Here is a 16641-nt window from a genome sequence, read left to right as displayed (position 1 = left end):
GGGGGCTACCGGCGGCCCTATGCAGCCCGGCCCTCGATGAAGGTCAGCAGGTCCTTGTTGATGACGTCCTTGTTGATGGAGCACAGGCCGTGGCTGAAGCCCGGATAGAGCTTCAGCTTCGCGCCCTTCACCAGATTGATGGTGAGCTTCGCCGCGGCGTCGACCGGGACGATCTGGTCGTCTTCGCCATGCATCACCAGGGTCGGCACGTCGAACCGGGCGAGGTCGTCACGGAAGTCCGTCTCCGAGAAGGCCTTGATGCAGTCGTACTCGGCCTTCAGCCCGCCCATCATGCCCTGCATCCAGAAGCTCTCGCGCAGGCCCTCCGAGACCTTCACGCCCGGACGGTTGAAGCCGTAGAACGCCACGCTCAGCTCCCTGAAGAAGGTGGAGCGGTCGTTGAGCACCCCGGCGCGGATGCCGTCGAAGACGTTCATGGGCAGCCCGTTCGGGTGCCAGTCCGTCTTCACCATGATGGGCGGCACGGCGCCGATGAGCACCGCCTTGGCGACGCGCGCGGTGCCGTGCCGACCGATGTAGCGGGCGACTTCGCCGCCACCCGTCGAATGCCCGACATGGACGGCCTTCTTCAGGTCGAGGGCGGCGGTCAGCTGGGCCAGGTCATCAGCGTAGGTGTTCATCTCGTGACCGTCCCACGGCTGCGACGAGCGCCCATGACCGCGGCGATCATGCGCGATGGTGCGATAGCCCCGCTCCGACAGGAACAGCATCTGGTCTTCCCAGGCGTCAGCACTCAGGGGCCAGCCATGTGAGAAGACGATGGGCTGGCCGTCCTTCGGGCCCCAGTCCTTGAAGTAGAGCTGCGTGCCATCCCGGGTGGTGAGGTAGCTGCCATTGAGCTTCCCGGCCTGCGCGGGAGGAGGACGGCTCTGGGTGTCCATGGGCGATGCCTTTCGGTGCACGGGGGATGAAGCGCCGCGACATTGCCCGCCACGATACCGACCCGCCATCGTACCGGGGATGGGCAGCTCTATCCCCTGGAGGTTGACTTCCCCCCCGCCGTGCCTGAGGACTGGCGCATGATCTCCCTCCCCGAAGGCGCGTCCATGAAGGACTACCAACGCTACATCCACGAGCTCGAGGCCCTCCACGGCTGGCTCAAGCTGGACCTCGTCCACAACTGCTTCCTCATGGGAGAGGAGGTGGGAGAGGTCTTCAAAGCCGTACGTCGCCACGAGAAAATTTATGACGAAGGGCGTGGCACTCCCACGGAGCAGGCCCGCGCCCAGGTCGGCGAGGAGCTGGTGGACGTCTTCAACTACCTGCTGGCCATTGCCAACCGCGTCGGCGTGGACCTGGAGCAGGCCTTCCGGGAGAAGAACGCGCGCAACCAGCAGCGCACCTGGACCTGAAACCTGCTCATCGCGCTCGAATTCCTGTCGCTGGCATGGGACGCTTTCCCAGGGGCCGGAACACAGACACGGAGGAAGGCGCATGAAAGCAATCGAATCGCGGGAGGCCGGCTTCGACCCGGCCCGCCTGCAGCGGGTAGTGGAAGCGCTTCGCAAGGACATCCACGCGGAGCGCTACGACGGCGCGGCGCTCCATGTAGGCCGGCGCGGGCGGACGGTGCTGCAGGCGGTGGAGGGCTTCGCGAACCGCGCGGCCCAGAAGCCCCTGACGGAGGACACCGTCTTCATCTCCATGTCCATCGGCAAGCAGTTCATGAACGCGCTCGTCCTCAGCTTCGTCGAGCGCGGCCTGCTGGGCCTGCACACGCCCGTGCAGGACGTGCTGCCGGGCTTCGGCGTGCGCGGCAAGGGCGGCATCACCCTGTGGCACCTGCTCACCCACACCAGCGGCATCATGTCCGCGGTGCCCGCGCTCCCCGTCGAGGTCCTCACGAGCGTGGAGAAGATGGCCGCCTTCGCCGCGGGCTCGCTGCCCGAATCCCTGCCGGGAGAGCGCGTCAACTACTCCATCATCCTGGGCCACTCCATCATGGCGGCCATGCTGCTCAAGGTGGACGGGGGCAAGCGGAGCCTCACGCAGCTGCTCGACGCGGAGGTCTTCCAGCCGCTGGGGATGCGCGACACCAGCCTGGGCGTCCGTCCCGACCTGCGCGCCCGCCTGGCGCCCATCGCCGTGCGCTACAAGGAGCCCGGCCTCTTCACCCCCGAGGAGATGGAGGGCCTCGGCGCGCTCGTGCAGGTGGAAGGCGCGGAGATTCCCGCGGGCGGCTACACGACGACGATTGCCGACCTGGCGCGCTTCACGGCGATGCTGCAGGGCCGTGGCGAGCTCGACGGCTACCGGCTCCTGTCCCCCGCCACGCTGAAGCTGGCCGCGCGCAACTGGACGGGCCAGCTGCCCAACAACATCATGTCGTACTCGATGGGCATGCGCGGCTGGGCGCCGTGGCCCGCGTCCATCGGCCTGGGCTTCTTCGTGCGGGGTGAGGGCCTCACGCCCGGCCCCATCGGAAACCTCGCCAGCCCGAATACGTTCGGTGGCTGGGGCGCGGGCTCCACCTGCTTCTGGGTGGACCCCGAGCGCGAGCTGACGTTCTCGTTCCTGTCCACCGGGCTCATGGAGGACAGCCACCACATCGAGCGCCTCAGCCGCCTGTCGGACCTGGTGCTCTCGGCGATGACGCACTGACGTGCCCGGTGAGGCCGCGGAAGCTCGCCGCGGCCTCACCCCTGCGTGCTACTGCCGGACGAGGGTGATCGAGTCGACAGCGACGTTGTAACCGCTGCTGGCGGCGTTGCGGCCCACGACGGTGAAGGTGAACGTCTTCGGCTCGAGGTCCGAGAAGGTCACCGTCCCCAGGTTCGCCTCCGAGAACACCGCCGAGCTGGAGTACTCGTCCTGCACGGGGCCCTGGTTCACCCCGTTGATGTCCAGCTGGTACTGCCCCCGGGTGTTGAGCTTCTTCGTGCGCACCCGCACGCTGAACGTCCCCAGCGTCCGCGGGTAGAGGGCGTAGGAGACGGCGTCTCCCACGGCGCTCCCGTTGTGGTACCGGATGCTCCCGTTGTCGGCGGACGCCTCGGTATTCGTCGAGGAGCGCTGCCCCGCGTTCGTCGGCTTGAGGTTCTCCGCCTGGTACACCAGCACGTGGCCGTCATGCTCCACGGTGCTCCCCAGCCGCCGCTTGAGCTGGTCGACGTAGAGCGACTGGGGCACCAGCTGCTCGCCCGGGGAGGCCGTCTCCGCGAAGTCCGTCGGCGCCGTCTTCGCCGTGTTGCCCAGCTCCACCCCCGTGGCACTCCCGCGCACTCCAATCACATAGCCCTCGCCGTACTGCTGGGAGCGGATGATGGCGCTGGAGCCCGAGCGGTACTTCGCCCCGTGCGTGTTCCAGAACACGCTCTGCGTGGTGGTGACGCCGTGGCTGACCGTCCCGTAGGGAGAGCGGTCCGCCGCCTCGAGCTTCTCCTGGTACAGGGTGAGGTTGTCCAGCAGGTTGGCCGCGCTCAGGTGCATGTGGAAGTCAGACACCAGCGTGCCGTCCGAGGCGCGGTTGCTGAACAGCACGTTGCCCGTCGCATACATGGAGCGGAAGTTGAAGTTGTGCCGCCCCTGGTAGGCCGCGCTGTCCTTGATGAGGCTGTCGCTTCCCCGGATGGAGAACAGGTAGCCATTGCCGCCACCGCCCTTGTACTGGGGCCTGCCCAGCTCGCAGGCGTCCACGGTGACGTTGCGCGAGTAGAGCAGGTCGATGCCGTTGGACAGCAGGTGGACGTCACGCGTGTTGGAGGGCGGGCGGTAGGAGCTGACATTGACAAGCCAGCCATCCACGACGTGGTTCATGGAGATGGCGAAGGAGTCGTGCATCTCGTACGCCCCCGTGCCGGCGACGGTGTAGTCCTCGTCGCCGGTGCCCGGCGTCGCGTTCTCCCGCATGCCGATGGCGAGGTTCTCCACGCCGACCTCGGACACGTGGGCGGGAATCTTGTGCACCCGCGCGTTGTCCCGCGTCTTCAGGCCCAGCCGGAGCGGGATGTCGACGGTGAGCGTCTTCGCGACGGAGTCCACCTCGGTGACCCGCCGGTAGAAGGTCGGGCCGGTCACCCCGGTCCACACGGTGCCCATGTTGAGCTCCTCGCTCAGCGCCGCCGTCACGTCCGAGCGCACCACCACCCAGTTGCCCACCGCGTAGCCCGTCACGCTGGACACGGGGATGCGCGTCGCCAGCACGGGCACGTCCGCGGTGACGGAGACGGTGGCGGTGGCGCCCGACGTCCAGCTCACCGTCGTGCCCTGCGGGGAGACGCGGATGACGCTCTTGCCGCGCATGTTCGTCGCCGAGTTGTAGAGGAACGTGCTGGTGGGGCCCTGCCCCCGGAGCACGACGTTGCTCTTGTTCAGGAGCAGCGCGTACGCCTTGCCCGAGGGCGGCGACACCCGGTACGTGCCCGACGGCAGCAGCACCACCCCGCCCCCGGCCACGGCCCCCGCGTCATCGATGGCCTGCTGGAGGATGGCCGTGACGTCCGATGCCCCCGTGTTGTCCGCGAAGTACGGAGCCGCCGTCACGGTGAGGACGCGGTCCGTCCGGACGGGTGGCTCCACCTGCCGTTGGCGATAGCCCGCGTACGAGAAGTCATGCAGGAACTGGGCGGAGTTGCCCGGGTTCCGGTAGCCCGGCGTCCAGGTGGAGGGATACAGCACGCTCCTCCAGGCCGCATGCGCGCTCCCCGCGCTTCCACTCCCCAGCAGCACTCCCAGCCAAGCACACAACGAACGCACGCTCCTGCTCACAGCCACGGTGGACACCTCCGGGGAAATCGGAACAACCAACTTAACCCGAGAGTCACTCCACCGTGGAACCGTGACGTGGGGCCCCACTTGCGTCGTCCGAAAGGACAATGCCGCCCGGAGGGCGTCAGGCCGGGCTGTGCGCGGCCCCGGCGTCGCGGCCGAGCATCGCGTCCAGGTCCCCCCGCGCGTCCAGTGCGTCCAGGTCATCCGCGCCGCCCACGTGGCGGCCACCGATGAAGACCTGGGGAACGGTCGTTCCCCCACCCGACCGCTCTACCATCTCCGAGAAGCGCTGCTCGTCCTCCGTCACGTCGATGTCGTCGAAGTCCATGCCCTTGGAGCGCATCAGCTCGCGGGCATGCTTCGAGTGGGGGCAGTACGTCTTCGTGTACATCGTGACCTGGGCCATGGGGTCCTTCCCGGAAGGCGGTGGCGTGTCCCTCCAAGCTAGGCACGTCCCGCCCGATGCCAGCCCCGCATGGCTGCCTGCTCACCCCGCACGTGAGCCTCAGCCTCCGCTGAGCTCGAGCCTGTCGGTCCTTCCATCCGGGAACAGCGCCGTCAGCCCCTTCACCCTGCCCGCCGCATCCTTCTCGACGCGGAAGCGGAAGACGTCCATGCCGTCATCCAGCATGAAGAGGTCCGCGGACAGCGGGATGACCTGGGAGCGGGGCAGCTCCTGCCGCCACTGGCACCAGAGCGAGCCGTCCTCGTAGCTCAGCCGGAAGTCTCCATACGTCCCGGCGAGCCCCTTCAGCACCTCCGGTGACAGCGTCACCGGAGCAGCCAGTGCCTCCACCCGCTGGAGGGCCCAGGTGAGCCGGGCCTTCCGCGCATCGTCGCTGGCCCGCGCTCGCAGCGTCTTCAGCGCCTCCACGTGCGCAGCGTCGAGCGCCCTGTCCGCGGCGACCTGGAGGTCCGGCGTCACGCCGGTGCCCTCCCAGTTCGTCCCGGTGATGGGGTTCACCGCGCGGCCGAAGGGAATGAACGCGAGCACGCGCACGTCCGCGAGGAACCGGGTCTCGATGGGGTGCGCTCCACCCCCGGTCGTCTCTCCGACGAGGGTGGCCCGCTTCAGGTGCTTCAGGTTGTAGGCGAACTCCTCCGCGGCGGAGAAGGTGCGCGGGCTGGTGAGGACGTAGAGGGGAACGTCGGTCATCCGCTTGCCGGGCACATGGGCGGAGGTCCAGAACTGCTGCGTGGTGTTCGCCTTGCGAAGGTAGAAGCTGTTGAGGTGCGTGGGGCGGTCGAAGAAGTAGCTGCTGAGGAGCTGAATCATCGAAGGCTCGCCGCCGACATTCCAGCGCAGGTCGATGATGAGGGCGTCGGAGTGGGCCAGGAAGCCCATGGCGGCAATGGCGGTGTCCCCCGCGAGCTCCGCGGCCCGGAACGCCCGCAGGTCCAGGTAGCCCACGTTCCCCGTCAGCCGCTCCAGCTTCTGGAAGCCGAAGTTCGTCCGGGCCTGCGCGCGGCGGAGCTGCTCACGTCCTCCTGGCCCGGGGGAGTCCTGCTCGGGGTGCGGCGCGGTCGCGTAGCGCAGGACGAGGTGCTTGTCGCGGCTCACGTCCTGGAGGTCCCGGGTCAGCGCCGCCGCGAGCGCGCCCGAGCGGGCAAACCCGTCATAGGCCCCCGCCTTCAGCCGCTGACGCAGGCGCGCCTCCATCTTCTTCGCCACGTCCGGGAAGACATACGTCTCGTTCAGTGTCTCCGAGACGCGGGTGACCATCCTCACGCGCAGGGCCGCGTCCACCGGCTCGCCTTCGTCGCTCGGCCCCTGGGCCCTTGCGGCGCCGGGCAGCAGCAGCGCCGCGGACAGCAACGCACCCAGCCAGGCCCGGCACGCCCCTCTGCCGCCAGCCGCCGTCATCGCATGCCCGTGGTTCACGACGGTGAGCCTAGTCCGCCGTCGCCCCGGGGGACACCGGCCCTCAGGACAGCCGCCTCATCGCGACGGGGCCCCCTTGACAGGAACGGGTCCAAGACAATACTTAATAATATGCTTAACAATAGCGCCGCGCTCGATTCGGTGTTCCACGCGCTGGCCGACCCGACGCGGCGGGTCATGGTGGAGCGGCTCAGTCGCGGCCCGGCATCGGTCAGCGAGCTTGCCCGGCCGCTCGACATGTCGCTGCCGGCCGTCGTGCAGCACCTCCAGGTGCTGGAGGAGAGCGGCCTCATCCGCTCCGAGAAGGTCGGCCGCGTGCGCACCTGCCGCATCGAGCCCAAGGTGCTCCGCCTGGCCGAGCAGTGGATCAACGAGCGTCGCACGCTCTGGGAGCACCGCCTGGACCGCCTGGGCGAGTTCCTCGCGGAAGAAGACGCGGCAGCAGACCCGAAGAGCAGGAGGAACAAGCCATGAAGCAGCGCAGCGTCACCCACGCCACCTTCACCGTCGAGCGCACCTACCCCGTCCCGGCGTCCCGTGTGTTCGCCGCCTTCGCCAAGGCGCGTTCCTCGACGGCCACGACCGCCCCGCCCTGCGCGAGGCGGGCACGCGCCAGCTGATGGACCAGCTCGGCGCGTCGCTCCAGCAGGCGTCGTGAGCCTCCGTCACTGAATCGTGCGGAGCTGCGACTCCAGCTGCTTCCTCACGTCGGGCGGCAGCGACTCCAGGCCCTGGAGCTGCCCTGCCCCGGCCAGCCCGGGCGGCGGCGTGCGACGCTTGAAGAGGTCCACGCCCTGCGCCAGCCGGGCACGCACGCCGTCCCCCACGGCGTAGGTGAGCCCGTCGAGCGTGGTGCGGGCGTAGAGGTCCTTCGTGCCGCTGGCCGCGCCCGGCACCTCCCGGCCCAGCTTCAGCGTCTGGACGGGCTCGCCCTGCACCGTCACCTCCACGAGCGCGGCCGGTGAGGCGAGCCCCGCCTGCCCCTCCGTCACCGCGCCCTCCACCACGCGCGTGGCGCGCAGCCCGCGCAGCCACGCGAGCTGCAGGTCCACCTGCGAGGCGTCGAACTCGAAGCCCGCCGGGAGCTTCGCGGGCTCGGTCAGCTTCCACGTCTCGCCCTCCTTCGTCACCACCACGGGCTTGCCACCGGCCTGGAGCTTCAGCTTCGTGACCTTCTGGGGCTCGAAGCGGAACAGGCCCAGGTCCCGGAAGTCCACGAGGCGCTTGCGCAGCTGCGACGCGACGTACGGCGAGAGCTGGTACACCTGCGGGTCCCCGTCCACGCGGGCCGCCACGGGCGACGCGCCGTCCTTCGAGTCGGGCTGGCGGCCCAGGTGCAGCACCACCTTCTTGCCGTCCTCCAGCTGCGCCTCCAGGGTGTCGTGCGCCTCCCCCAGGCCCGTCGCGGCGTCCGCCGCGGCCTCGCCTTCGAGGAAGTCCTGCGCATACAGGCCCGTCAGCTGCTGGGCGAGCTGCTGGGCCACCGACGCGCTGAACCGGAAGCCCTCCGGCGTCGGAGTCCCCTCCGCGAGGCTCCACTCGTCGGAGTTCGCCCCCGCCTTCAGCGTCACGCTCTCGCCCTCCTTCGAGCGGAGGATGAGCTGAGAGACCTTGTCCAGCTCGAGCGTCACCAGCCGGCGCTTGCGCCAGCCCTTCACGTCCTTGCGCACGGCCCCGTCCAGCCAGCCCGGCTGCGCGAAGACCTCGTTGCTGCCCGCCTTGCGGACGTACACCCCGCCGTTCCGCGCGGCCTTCCCGAGCACCAGCTCCACGGCCGGCGCGCTGCCCTGGAGCACCTTGAGCTTCAGCCCCTTCGCATCATCCAGCTCGTACTCCGCCAGCTTCTCGGCCCGCTCGGTGACGAAGTCCGGGTTCTTCACCTGCGACAGCGCGTCGAGCACGGCGCTCACCTGGCTGTCGTCCGCCGGGTACTTCACGTCCGGCTTGCCAGGGTCCGCCACCGTCCAGCCTTCACCCTCCTTGCGGAGGGTGGCGCTCCTCGCGCCCGTCAGCTCCAGCGCGGTGACCTGGGCCTTGTCCAGCTTCGGCAGCTCCAGCTTGCGCACGCCCACGCTGACCTGGGGCTCCCGGGTGGCGAGCACCAGCACGAGCAGCACGGCGAACGCGCCAAGGGCGATGAGGGTTCCTCTCTTCATGGCTCTTCCTCAGCTCCGCTTCAGACGGTGACGGTGGCCCGGCGCGCTTCCCGCCGCCGCCAGCGGACGAGGCCGAGGGCGGCGAGCGCGACGGGGATGCCAAAGGCATTGCCGAACTTGACGGTGTTGCGCGTGGTGGCGCTCAGCTCCTGCTGGAGCGGGGCCTCGGCCAGCCCCCGCGTCCGCATGGCCAGGAGCGCGGGGTCCAGCAGCAGCCAGTCCGCGACGTTCAGGAGCAGGGCCTGGTTGGGCCGGCCCATGAAGTCGTCCCACAGCGCCGCCGAGCCGCCCGCCACGATGACGCGCGGCTCGCCCTGGCTCTCCGCCAGCACGGGCGTCCCGCTGGAGGTGCTGGCCTGCGCCTCGGAGGCGAAGTGGCTCTTGAGCTTGCCGCTCACCTGCACCATCAGCGGGTGCGGGCCGTCCGGGGAGAGGGTCTCAGAGCGCCAGTCCCGCCGGGGGTCGATGTTGTACGGCTTGCCCTCCAGCCAGCTCTTGCGCGAGGACTTCGCGAGCACGGTGGCCTGCGCCCCTTCGGGCGCGGTGGCGGTGACGGTGGTGCTGAACGGCAGGGTGACGCCGGACAGGCCCTGGGTGATGGGGCTGTCGCCCTCCAGCCGCTCCAGCAGCGGGATGAACGGGTACGGCACCGGCATGGACACCACCATGAAGCCGCGGCGCTCCTGCACGTTGAGCTGCGCGGACTCGACGTCCGCCACCAGCTTGTCGCCGACCTGGATGCCCCAGGTGGCCAGCAGGGGCCCCAGGCCGTGGGTGGCGTCGCTCGCCTCGAAGGTCTTCGGGTCGACCTGGACCGAGTCGAGGAAGAACGCCACGCTCTTGCCGGCCATCACGAACTGGTCGATGGCCTTGAGCTCGCCCGGCTGGAGCTGCGTCTTGGGGCCGATGACGAGCAGCGCGTCCACGTCCGCGTCCACGCGCTCCTTGCCGGACAGGTCCACCGGGCGGACCTCGTACATCTGGCTGAGCAGCGTCTGCAGGTGGGTGAGCTTCTCGCGCAGCAGCGGCGCGTCGTGCCCCTGCAGCACGCCGAGCACCGGCGTCTTCGGGCGCGTCAGCTTGCGCACCAGCGTGGTGAGGTCGTACTCCAGCGTGCGCACATCCTGGACGACGGGGATGACCTCCTGCTTCTCCTGGTGCTTGATGACGATGCCCATGTAGGCGCGCTTCGTCTGCATCTGGTCGTCCTCGATGACGCGGAGCTCCACGGGCTGGACGCCCTTCTCGGCCAGCTCCCGCTCCACGGAGGTCGGCTCGCGGAAGACGCGGCCGAAGATATCGCGCTTCGTCTCGCGCTTCGTCTCCTGGTCCTCGGCCGTCTCCTGCGTCATGGGGTCCAGGAACTCGAAGGAGAGCTGGCCCTTGGAGGCGGCGCGGAACTCCTCCAGCAGGTCGCGCACGTAGCGCGCGTTGCTGGAGTACGGCGGCGGCAGCTCGTCCGTGAAGTAGGCGGTGACGGTGACGGGGTCCTGCAGGCCCGCCATCGTGTCCTTGCTGGCCTGGGCCAGCGTGTAGATCTTCTCGCGGGTGGCGTCGAAGCGGCCGAAGGTGCGCACCGCCAGGATGTTGAGCAGCACCAGGCAGCCCACCGTCGCCGCCAGGAAGATGTTCGCGTTGGAGGAACCGGCTTTCATCGTCAACCTCACTGACGGACGTTGCCCAGGGTGCGCGTGGTCAGCGCCAGCCCCACGCCCGTGAGCGACAGGTAGAAGAGGACGTCACGCGTATCCAGCACGCCGCGCGCGATGTTCGCGAAGTGGTAGTCCACCGAGAGGTACTGGAGCAGCGCGCCCACCGACTCCGGCAGCACCAGGGCGAACTTGTCGATGAAGTAGAAGGCGAAGCACAGCAGCAGGCCGATGATGAAGCCCACGATCTGGTTGCGGCTCAGCGCGCTCGCCCACAGCCCCAGCGCCAGGAAGCTGGACGCCATCAGCAAGAGCCCCAGGTAGCCCATCACCACCGGGCCCCAGTCGAACCGGGCGCCCTCGGCGGTGAGGCCCGCCACGGTGAGCGGATAGGGCAGCGTCCACAAGAGCCCCACCGCGACCATGCCCAGCGCCGCGAGGAACTTGCCCGCCACCACCTCCCAGTCCCGCAGGGGCATGCTGAGCAGCAGCTCCAGCGTGCCCGTCTTGCGCTCCTCGGCCACCAGCCGCATCGTCACGGCCGGTGCGAAGACGACGAACAGCACGGGGGCGATGCTGAAGAACCCCCGCAGCGACGCCTGGCCCGCGACGAAGACGGTGCTGAAGTACAGCCACCCCGCCACGACCAGGAACACGCCGATGACGATGTAGGCGACCGGCGAGTTGAAGAAACTCCTGAACTCACGCCTGGCGACGGCCAGTGTCGTTCCCATGCTCGACCTCGATTGTTTCGGATGTCCGGAGCCGCGCGCTCACGCCGCCAGGGGCGGCACCTGGGTCGGCTTGGGGCCACGCGGCCCCTCGCCCCCGGTGAGCTTGCGGAACGTCTCTTCCAGGCTGACGTGCTGCCGCTTCACCTCGAGCAGACACAGCTCGTGCTGCACGGCGGCGTCGAAGAGCGCGCGGCGGATGTCCTCGTTGCCGTAGCGCAGCCGGAAGCCCAGCGTGCCGCTCCCCTCGCCCTCCGCCAGTTCCACGCCCGTGACACCGGGCACGCGCTCCAGCATCGCGCGGACCGCGTCCGACTGGAGCATGCCGCCCGTGCGCGACGCGAGCACGACGGTGACCGTCCCGCCCTCGCCCTTCCCCAGCCGCTCCGGCGCGTCGTCCGCGACCAGGCGCCCGTCGTTGATGATGAGCACCCGGCTGCAGGTGCTCTGCACCTCGCTCAGGATGTGCGTGGAGAGGATGACGGTCTTCTCCTGGCCCAGCTCCTTGATGAGGCCGCGGATCTCCACAATCTGGTTGGGGTCCAGGCCCGTGGTCGGCTCGTCCAGGATGAGCAGGTCCGGGTCGTGCACGATGGCCTGCGCCAATCCCACACGCTGCCGGTAGCCCTTGGAGAGCTGGTGGATGTCCTTGCCCAGCACCGCGCGCAGGCCACAGCGGTCCACCGCGCTTCGAATCCGCTCCGCGCGCCTGTCCCTGGGAATCCCTCTCACCTCGGCGACGAAGTCCAGGAAGTCCCTGACCATCATCTCCTCGTAGAGAGGGTTGTTCTCGGGCAGGTAGCCAATCAGCCGCCGGGAGGCCACCGGGTCGGCGCTGACGTCGATGCCATTGACGCTCGCCCGGCCGGAAGTCGGCGTCACGAAGCCGGCGAGAATCTTCATCGTGGTGGACTTGCCGGCCCCGTTGGGGCCCAGGAATCCCACCACCTGCCCCCGAGGGACGTCGAAGCTGACCCCACGCAGTGCCTGCGTGGCCCCGTAGCTCTTGGTCAGACCTTCGATCCGGATCATTGGTTGAGACACGGCTCACCCCATGAAACGAAGAGTTCTGTTCAAACGCCGTCTGCACTTAAAACGGCAGCCGGCGCTGTCAACGGGACCTCGTGCGAATTTATTTCGACCGCCCGCGCCCCTCCGATTTCGGCGACACTGAATTTCAGTCATCCCGTCCGGCCCTGGAGATTCGATGAGACTGTCGCTGCTGCTGGCCCGCCTGTTGCTCTTCCCCTCACTCGTCCTTGGAACGGTGGGCCAGGCCCAGCCGGCCGAGCCCGCAGCCGAGCCGGTGCCGCCGCACCAGACGCTCACCGTGAAGTCGGCGGCGCTCAAGGAGAGCCGGCGCATCAACGTCTACCTGCCGCCGGGCTATGACGCGGCGAAGTCCACCCGCTACCCGGTGCTGTACATGCCGGATGGTGGCGTGAAGGAGGACTTCCCACACGTTGCCACCACGGTCGACACCGCCATCCGGGCCGGCCAGCTGCGGCCCTTCATCGTGGTGGGCATCGAGAACACCGAGCGCCGCAGGGACATGACGGGCCCGACTCAGGTCGCCACGGACCGCGAGATTGCCCCGCGCGTCGGTGGCTCGGCCGCATTCCGGCGCTTCATCGGCGAGGAGCTGATGCCCCACATCCGGCGCAAGTATCGCGTGACGAAGGAGACCGCCATCATCGGCGAGTCGCTCGCCGGGCTGTTCATCGTGGAGACGTTCTTCCTCCAGCCGAAGCTGTTCGACACCTATATCGCCCTGAGCCCGAGCCTCTGGTGGAACAGCGAGGAGCTGGTGAACAAGGCCGGTGAGCGGCTCGCGGCGGCGAAGCAGCTGAGCAACGTGCTGTACCTGTCCTCCGCCGACGAGGAGAACATCGCGCCCGTTGCCGCGCGCCTGGCGGAGACGCTCCGGGAGAAGGCCCCCGCCGGCCTGAAGTGGAAGTACGAGCCCCGGCCGGACCTGCGCCACGACAACATCTACCGCTCCGCCTCGCCCCAGGTGCTGCGCCAGCTGTTCAATCCCTGAGTAGCGGGGCCGCGACGTGCGGGCGCGCCATGACGGGCACAGGAGCTCCAGGCCCTGTCGCTCCTCGAACAGCCGCGCGTCGACGAGGCGGCGGGTAGCGCCAGGAATGGTTATCTGGGCCGCAACCCCTCGAGCACCGTGGAGCGACCCCCATGCGCACGCTTTTGAGTACCCTCGCCTTCGCCGCCCTCCTCTCCAACCCGGGGGCGGCATATGGCCAGGGCGCCCGCAAGCCCGCTGAGCAGAGCGGCAACCTGGCTCCAGGCCGGGCGGACGGCAGCCAGCAGACGCAGCCCCGGGAGGGGCCCAACCCCACCGGCGCCCCCATCGAGACGGCGCCTCCCAACGTCCCCGAGTTCAAGCCGGCCTTCCCCGGTCAGACACGAGCGCCGGCCGTGCAGTCCCGCACCGCCATCCAGGTCACCGAGGTGGCGTCGGGCTTCAACAAGCCCTGGGCCATCGCGTTCCTGCCGGACCAGCGCATGCTGGTGACGGAGAAGCCCACCGGGAACCTCTTCATCGTCACGCCGCAGGGCGCGAAGTCTCCCGCCGTCGCGGGGCTGCCGCCCGTGGATGGGCGCAACCAGGGCGGCCTGCTCGACGTGGAGGTGGGCCCCGACTACGCGAAGAGCGGCCTCATCTACTGGGCGTATTACGAGCCGCGCGAGGGCGGCAACGGCCTGGCGGTGGCGCGCGCGAAGCTGGTGGACGGCCCGAAGCCGCGCGTCGAGGGCCTCAAGGTCATCTTCCGCATGCAGCCCACGCTGGAGTCCACGCTGCACGCGGGAGGCCGCCTCGTGTTCGCCCCGGACGGCAAGCTGTTCGTCACGCTAGGCGAGCGCTCCATCCTCCCCGGCCGCGTACAGGCGAGGGACCTGAAGAGCCACTTCGGGAAGGTGGTCCGCATCAACCCCGACGGCTCGGTGCCCAGGGACAACCCGTTCGTGGGCCGCAAGGAGGCGAAGCCGGAGATCTGGTCCCTGGGCCACCGCAACATCCTGTCCGCGGCGCTGGACGCCCAGGGCCGGCTCTGGGAGGTGGAGATGGGGCCGCGCGGCGGTGACGAGCTGAACCTGGTGGAGAAGGCCAAGGACTACGGCTGGCCCACCATCGGCTACGGCGAGGAGTACTCCGGCGCGCCCATCCACAAGAGCACGCAGGGGCCGGGCATGGAGCAGCCCGTGTACTACTGGGACCCGGTCATCTCCCCTTCCGGGATGACCATCTACACCGGGGCCCTCTTCCCCGAGTGGCGTGACAACGTCTTCATCGGCGGCCTGTCCAGCCAGGCCCTGGTGCGGCTGGTCCTCGAGAACGACCGGGTGGTCGGCGAGGAGCGGCTGCTCACCGACCTCGACGCGCGCATCCGCGAGGTCGTCCAGGGGCCCGAGGGCGCGCTCTACGTGCTCACCGACGCCTCCGACGGCAAGCTGCTCAAGCTCACCCCGAAGTGAGCGGCAGGCGCGACGCGGGCCCGGGTTGCGCTAGCGTCCGGGGCACTCGAAAGGGGTGCCCCGGTTGCGTACCCGAAACGCCTGGTTGAGCTCGACGTGCGTGCTGGCGTGGTTGACGGCCTGCGCTCACGGCCCTCGCGGGAGCCCTCCCGCGACGCCCGCGTGCGCGCCCCCACAGACGCTGTGCTGGGACTTCGAGGAGGGCACGCTGCCGGCGGGCTGGACTCCGCATCGCGACGAGTTCAGCGGCCAGCTGCTCGTGGACGACACCCGCGCGCACGGCGGCCGGTACGCGCTGCACGCCCGGGAGCTGGTCGGCGGCAAGGAAGGGACGCAGGGCGGGCCGAAGAAGACGATTCGCTTCGAGCTTCCCGAGGACTTCGGCCCGGTGCTGTGGGGCCGCGTCTATGTCTACACGACGCCCGCGCGCCCCATGTCCCACGCGGGCCTCTTCAACGCGCGCTATCCCCGGCCAGGGAGCCAGGAGCGCGCGTTCGACACGCTCGACTGGTACGAGGTCGCCACCTGGCAGCAGCACTACATGGCCATCTGGCACCCGCCCGAGCCGCCCGGCTTCCCGGAGTGGGTGCAGGTCTCCGACACGCCGCTCGTGCTCGAGGACTGGGCGTGCCTGGAGTGGCTCTTCGACGGAGCCAACGGTGACGCGCCGGAGGCGGCGGAACCCCGCGTCTGGCTCGATGGTGTCGAGCTCGCATGGCCCCGGAAGTTCGTCTTCTCCGACCCGCCGACGGAAGTGCCGCCGGTGCGCGAGAAGGCCACCGGCTTCACCGTCCTGGAGACCGGCGTCTTCCTCTACCAGGGCCTCTCCGTCCCCACGAGCTGGTGGCTGGACGACCTGGCCGTCGGCAGGCAGCGCCTGGGCTGCGAGCCGGCGCGGTAGGGCCTACGCCGGCTTCGCGCGCACCGCCCGGAACAGCTTCGTCGCCGCCATCACCAGCGCCAGCACGAGCGCCCCGGCGATGACGCCCGTCACCGCGTCCACCACGGACGGCAGCAGGGCCGCGAGGACGCCGCCGATGCCGGGCACCCCCGCCACCCCGTGCGCGATGCCCTCGCTGAGGTGGTGCAGGAACGGGATGCCGTGGGTGAGGATGCCGCCGCCGACCATGAACATGGCGACCGTGCCGGCGATGGAGAGGAACTTCATCAGCTTGGGCGCGGTGGCGAGCAGCCCCCGGCCGAACGCGCGCGCCAGGGCGCTGGGCTTCTTGCTGAGGTGGAGCCCCGCGTCGTCGAGCTTCACGATGCCGCCGACCAGGCCATACACGCCGACGGTCATGATGAGGGCGATGCCCACCAGCACGGCGACCCGCTGTCCGAAGGTCGCCGTGGCCACCGTGCCCAGCGAGATGACGATGATCTCCGCCGACAGGATGAAGTCGGTGCGCACCGCGCCCTTGATCTTCTCCTTCTCGAAGGCGACGAGGTCCACCGCGGGGTCCGCTACGGCCTTGACGAGCTCCTGGTGGTGGGACGCGTCCTCTTCGTGGCTGTGCAGGAACTTGTGCGCCAGCTTCTCGAAGCCCTCGTAGCAGAGGAAGGCGCCGCCCAGCATCAGCAGCGGGGTGATGGCCCAGGGAATCAACGCGCTGATGGCCAGGGCGGCGGGGACCAGGATGGCCTTGTTGACCATCGAGCCCTTGGCGACCGCCCAGACGACGGGCAGCTCGCGGTCGGCGTTGACGCCGGACACCTGCTGGGCGTTCAGCGCAAGGTCGTCACCGAGCACGCCCGCGGTCTTCTTCGTCGCGACCTTGGTCATGGTCGCGACGTCGTCCAGGAGGCTGGCGATGTCGTCAATCAGCGTAAAGAGGCTGCTTCCGGCCACGAGGGTCTTCCTCTATTGCTAGGGGTCTTGGGACTCAGGTCCCTGCAGGGTAGCGGGTATACCTCACTCCCCTCCCCGCCGTGGAAGCCCCTGGAACCGGGCATTTGCGCGATTGCCACGCCAACGTGCTCGAAAGGTCCAAGAAACC

Annotated in this window: 16 protein-coding genes; 7 read left to right on the top strand and 9 right to left on the bottom strand. The window is 69.3% G+C overall.

Annotated features, from left to right (window positions below; genetic code table 11):
* Window positions 1-17: 17 nt before the first annotated feature.
* The gene (locus LXT23_RS38560; protein ID WP_253985442.1) at window positions 18-902 is read right to left on the bottom strand and encodes an alpha/beta fold hydrolase; all 885 of its coding nucleotides are present in this window, start codon (window positions 900-902) and stop codon (window positions 18-20) included.
* Window positions 903-1040: 138 nt separating this feature from the next.
* Between LXT23_RS38560 and LXT23_RS38555 the strand changes: the two genes are divergently transcribed.
* A complete protein-coding gene (locus LXT23_RS38555; RefSeq protein ID WP_253985441.1) occupies window positions 1041-1373 on the top strand; it encodes a MazG nucleotide pyrophosphohydrolase domain-containing protein in 333 nt (110 codons plus the stop codon).
* Window positions 1374-1455: 82 nt separating this feature from the next.
* A complete protein-coding gene (locus LXT23_RS38550; RefSeq protein WP_253985440.1) occupies window positions 1456-2622 on the top strand; it encodes a serine hydrolase domain-containing protein in 1167 nt (388 codons plus the stop codon).
* A 48-nt stretch (window positions 2623-2670) separates the two neighbouring features.
* Here the strand turns inward: LXT23_RS38550 and LXT23_RS38545 are convergent, their stop codons facing one another.
* The 3 genes from LXT23_RS38545 to LXT23_RS38535 all read right to left on the bottom strand — a co-directional run bounded on the left by LXT23_RS38545 (window position 2671) and on the right by LXT23_RS38535 (window position 6613).
* Complete coding sequence (locus LXT23_RS38545) at window positions 2671-4638, bottom strand: glycoside hydrolase family 55 protein (RefSeq protein WP_253985439.1); 1968 nt, start codon at window positions 4636-4638, stop codon at window positions 2671-2673.
* A gap of 214 nt (window positions 4639-4852) precedes the next feature.
* The gene (gene grxC / locus LXT23_RS38540; RefSeq protein ID WP_253985438.1) at window positions 4853-5137 is read right to left on the bottom strand and encodes a glutaredoxin 3; all 285 of its coding nucleotides are present in this window, start codon (window positions 5135-5137) and stop codon (window positions 4853-4855) included.
* Between the two features lie 99 nt (window positions 5138-5236).
* Window positions 5237-6613 carry a S41 family peptidase gene (locus LXT23_RS38535; RefSeq protein WP_253985437.1) on the bottom strand — a complete coding sequence of 459 codons (1377 nt, stop codon included), beginning with the start codon at window positions 6611-6613 and terminating at the stop codon, window positions 5237-5239.
* A gap of 111 nt (window positions 6614-6724) precedes the next feature.
* On the opposite strand from LXT23_RS38535, the gene LXT23_RS38530 reads away from it, so the two are divergent.
* Together LXT23_RS38530 and LXT23_RS38525 are read left to right on the top strand one after the other, a co-directional pair.
* Window positions 6725-7087 (top strand): ArsR/SmtB family transcription factor, encoded by a 363-nt coding sequence (locus LXT23_RS38530; RefSeq protein ID WP_253985436.1) that lies wholly within the window; start codon window positions 6725-6727, stop codon window positions 7085-7087.
* Window positions 7084-7233: a hypothetical protein gene (locus tag LXT23_RS38525; RefSeq protein WP_253985435.1), complete on the top strand. Its 150-nt coding sequence runs from the start codon at window positions 7084-7086 to the stop codon at window positions 7231-7233. Before LXT23_RS38530 ends, LXT23_RS38525 begins: the two co-directional genes overlap by 4 nt.
* A gap of 45 nt (window positions 7234-7278) precedes the next feature.
* Here LXT23_RS38525 and LXT23_RS38520 read toward each other — a convergent pair whose 3' ends face one another.
* Genes LXT23_RS38520 through LXT23_RS38505 form a run of 4 tightly spaced genes read right to left on the bottom strand, consistent with a single transcriptional unit; the run spans window position 7279 to window position 12181 of the window.
* Complete coding sequence (locus LXT23_RS38520) at window positions 7279-8769, bottom strand: DUF4340 domain-containing protein (protein WP_253985434.1); 1491 nt, start codon at window positions 8767-8769, stop codon at window positions 7279-7281.
* A gap of 20 nt (window positions 8770-8789) precedes the next feature.
* Window positions 8790-10424, bottom strand: coding sequence for a GldG family protein (locus LXT23_RS38515; protein ID WP_253985433.1), 1635 nt, complete (start codon window positions 10422-10424; stop codon window positions 8790-8792).
* A gap of 8 nt (window positions 10425-10432) precedes the next feature.
* Window positions 10433-11152, bottom strand: a complete 720-nt coding sequence (locus LXT23_RS38510) for an ABC transporter permease subunit (protein WP_253985432.1) — start codon at window positions 11150-11152, stop codon at window positions 10433-10435.
* 39 nt (window positions 11153-11191) lie between these two features.
* A complete protein-coding gene (locus LXT23_RS38505) occupies window positions 11192-12181 on the bottom strand; it encodes an ATP-binding cassette domain-containing protein (RefSeq protein WP_253985431.1) in 990 nt (329 codons plus the stop codon).
* Between the two features lie 175 nt (window positions 12182-12356).
* On the opposite strand from LXT23_RS38505, the gene LXT23_RS38500 reads away from it, so the two are divergent.
* The 3 genes from LXT23_RS38500 (at window position 12357) to LXT23_RS38490 (ending at window position 15545) form a co-directional block, all read left to right on the top strand.
* The gene (locus LXT23_RS38500; protein ID WP_253985430.1) at window positions 12357-13190 is read left to right on the top strand and encodes an alpha/beta hydrolase; all 834 of its coding nucleotides are present in this window, start codon (window positions 12357-12359) and stop codon (window positions 13188-13190) included.
* Window positions 13191-13342: 152 nt separating this feature from the next.
* The gene (locus LXT23_RS38495) at window positions 13343-14644 is read left to right on the top strand and encodes a PQQ-dependent sugar dehydrogenase (RefSeq protein ID WP_253985429.1); all 1302 of its coding nucleotides are present in this window, start codon (window positions 13343-13345) and stop codon (window positions 14642-14644) included.
* Window positions 14645-14729: 85 nt separating this feature from the next.
* Window positions 14730-15545, top strand: a complete 816-nt coding sequence (locus LXT23_RS38490) for a hypothetical protein (RefSeq protein WP_253985428.1) — start codon at window positions 14730-14732, stop codon at window positions 15543-15545.
* Between the two features lie 3 nt (window positions 15546-15548).
* Here LXT23_RS38490 and LXT23_RS38485 read toward each other — a convergent pair whose 3' ends face one another.
* A complete protein-coding gene (locus LXT23_RS38485) occupies window positions 15549-16493 on the bottom strand; it encodes a DUF808 domain-containing protein (RefSeq protein ID WP_253985427.1) in 945 nt (314 codons plus the stop codon).
* Between the last annotated feature and the right edge of the window lie 148 nt (window positions 16494-16641).

Source organism: Pyxidicoccus xibeiensis, from assembly GCF_024198175.1.
Classification (GTDB): Bacteria; Myxococcota; Myxococcia; order Myxococcales; family Myxococcaceae; genus Myxococcus; species Myxococcus xibeiensis.
Note: the sequence above shows the minus strand (reverse complement) of the source record. Positions and strands in the feature narration are given on the sequence as shown.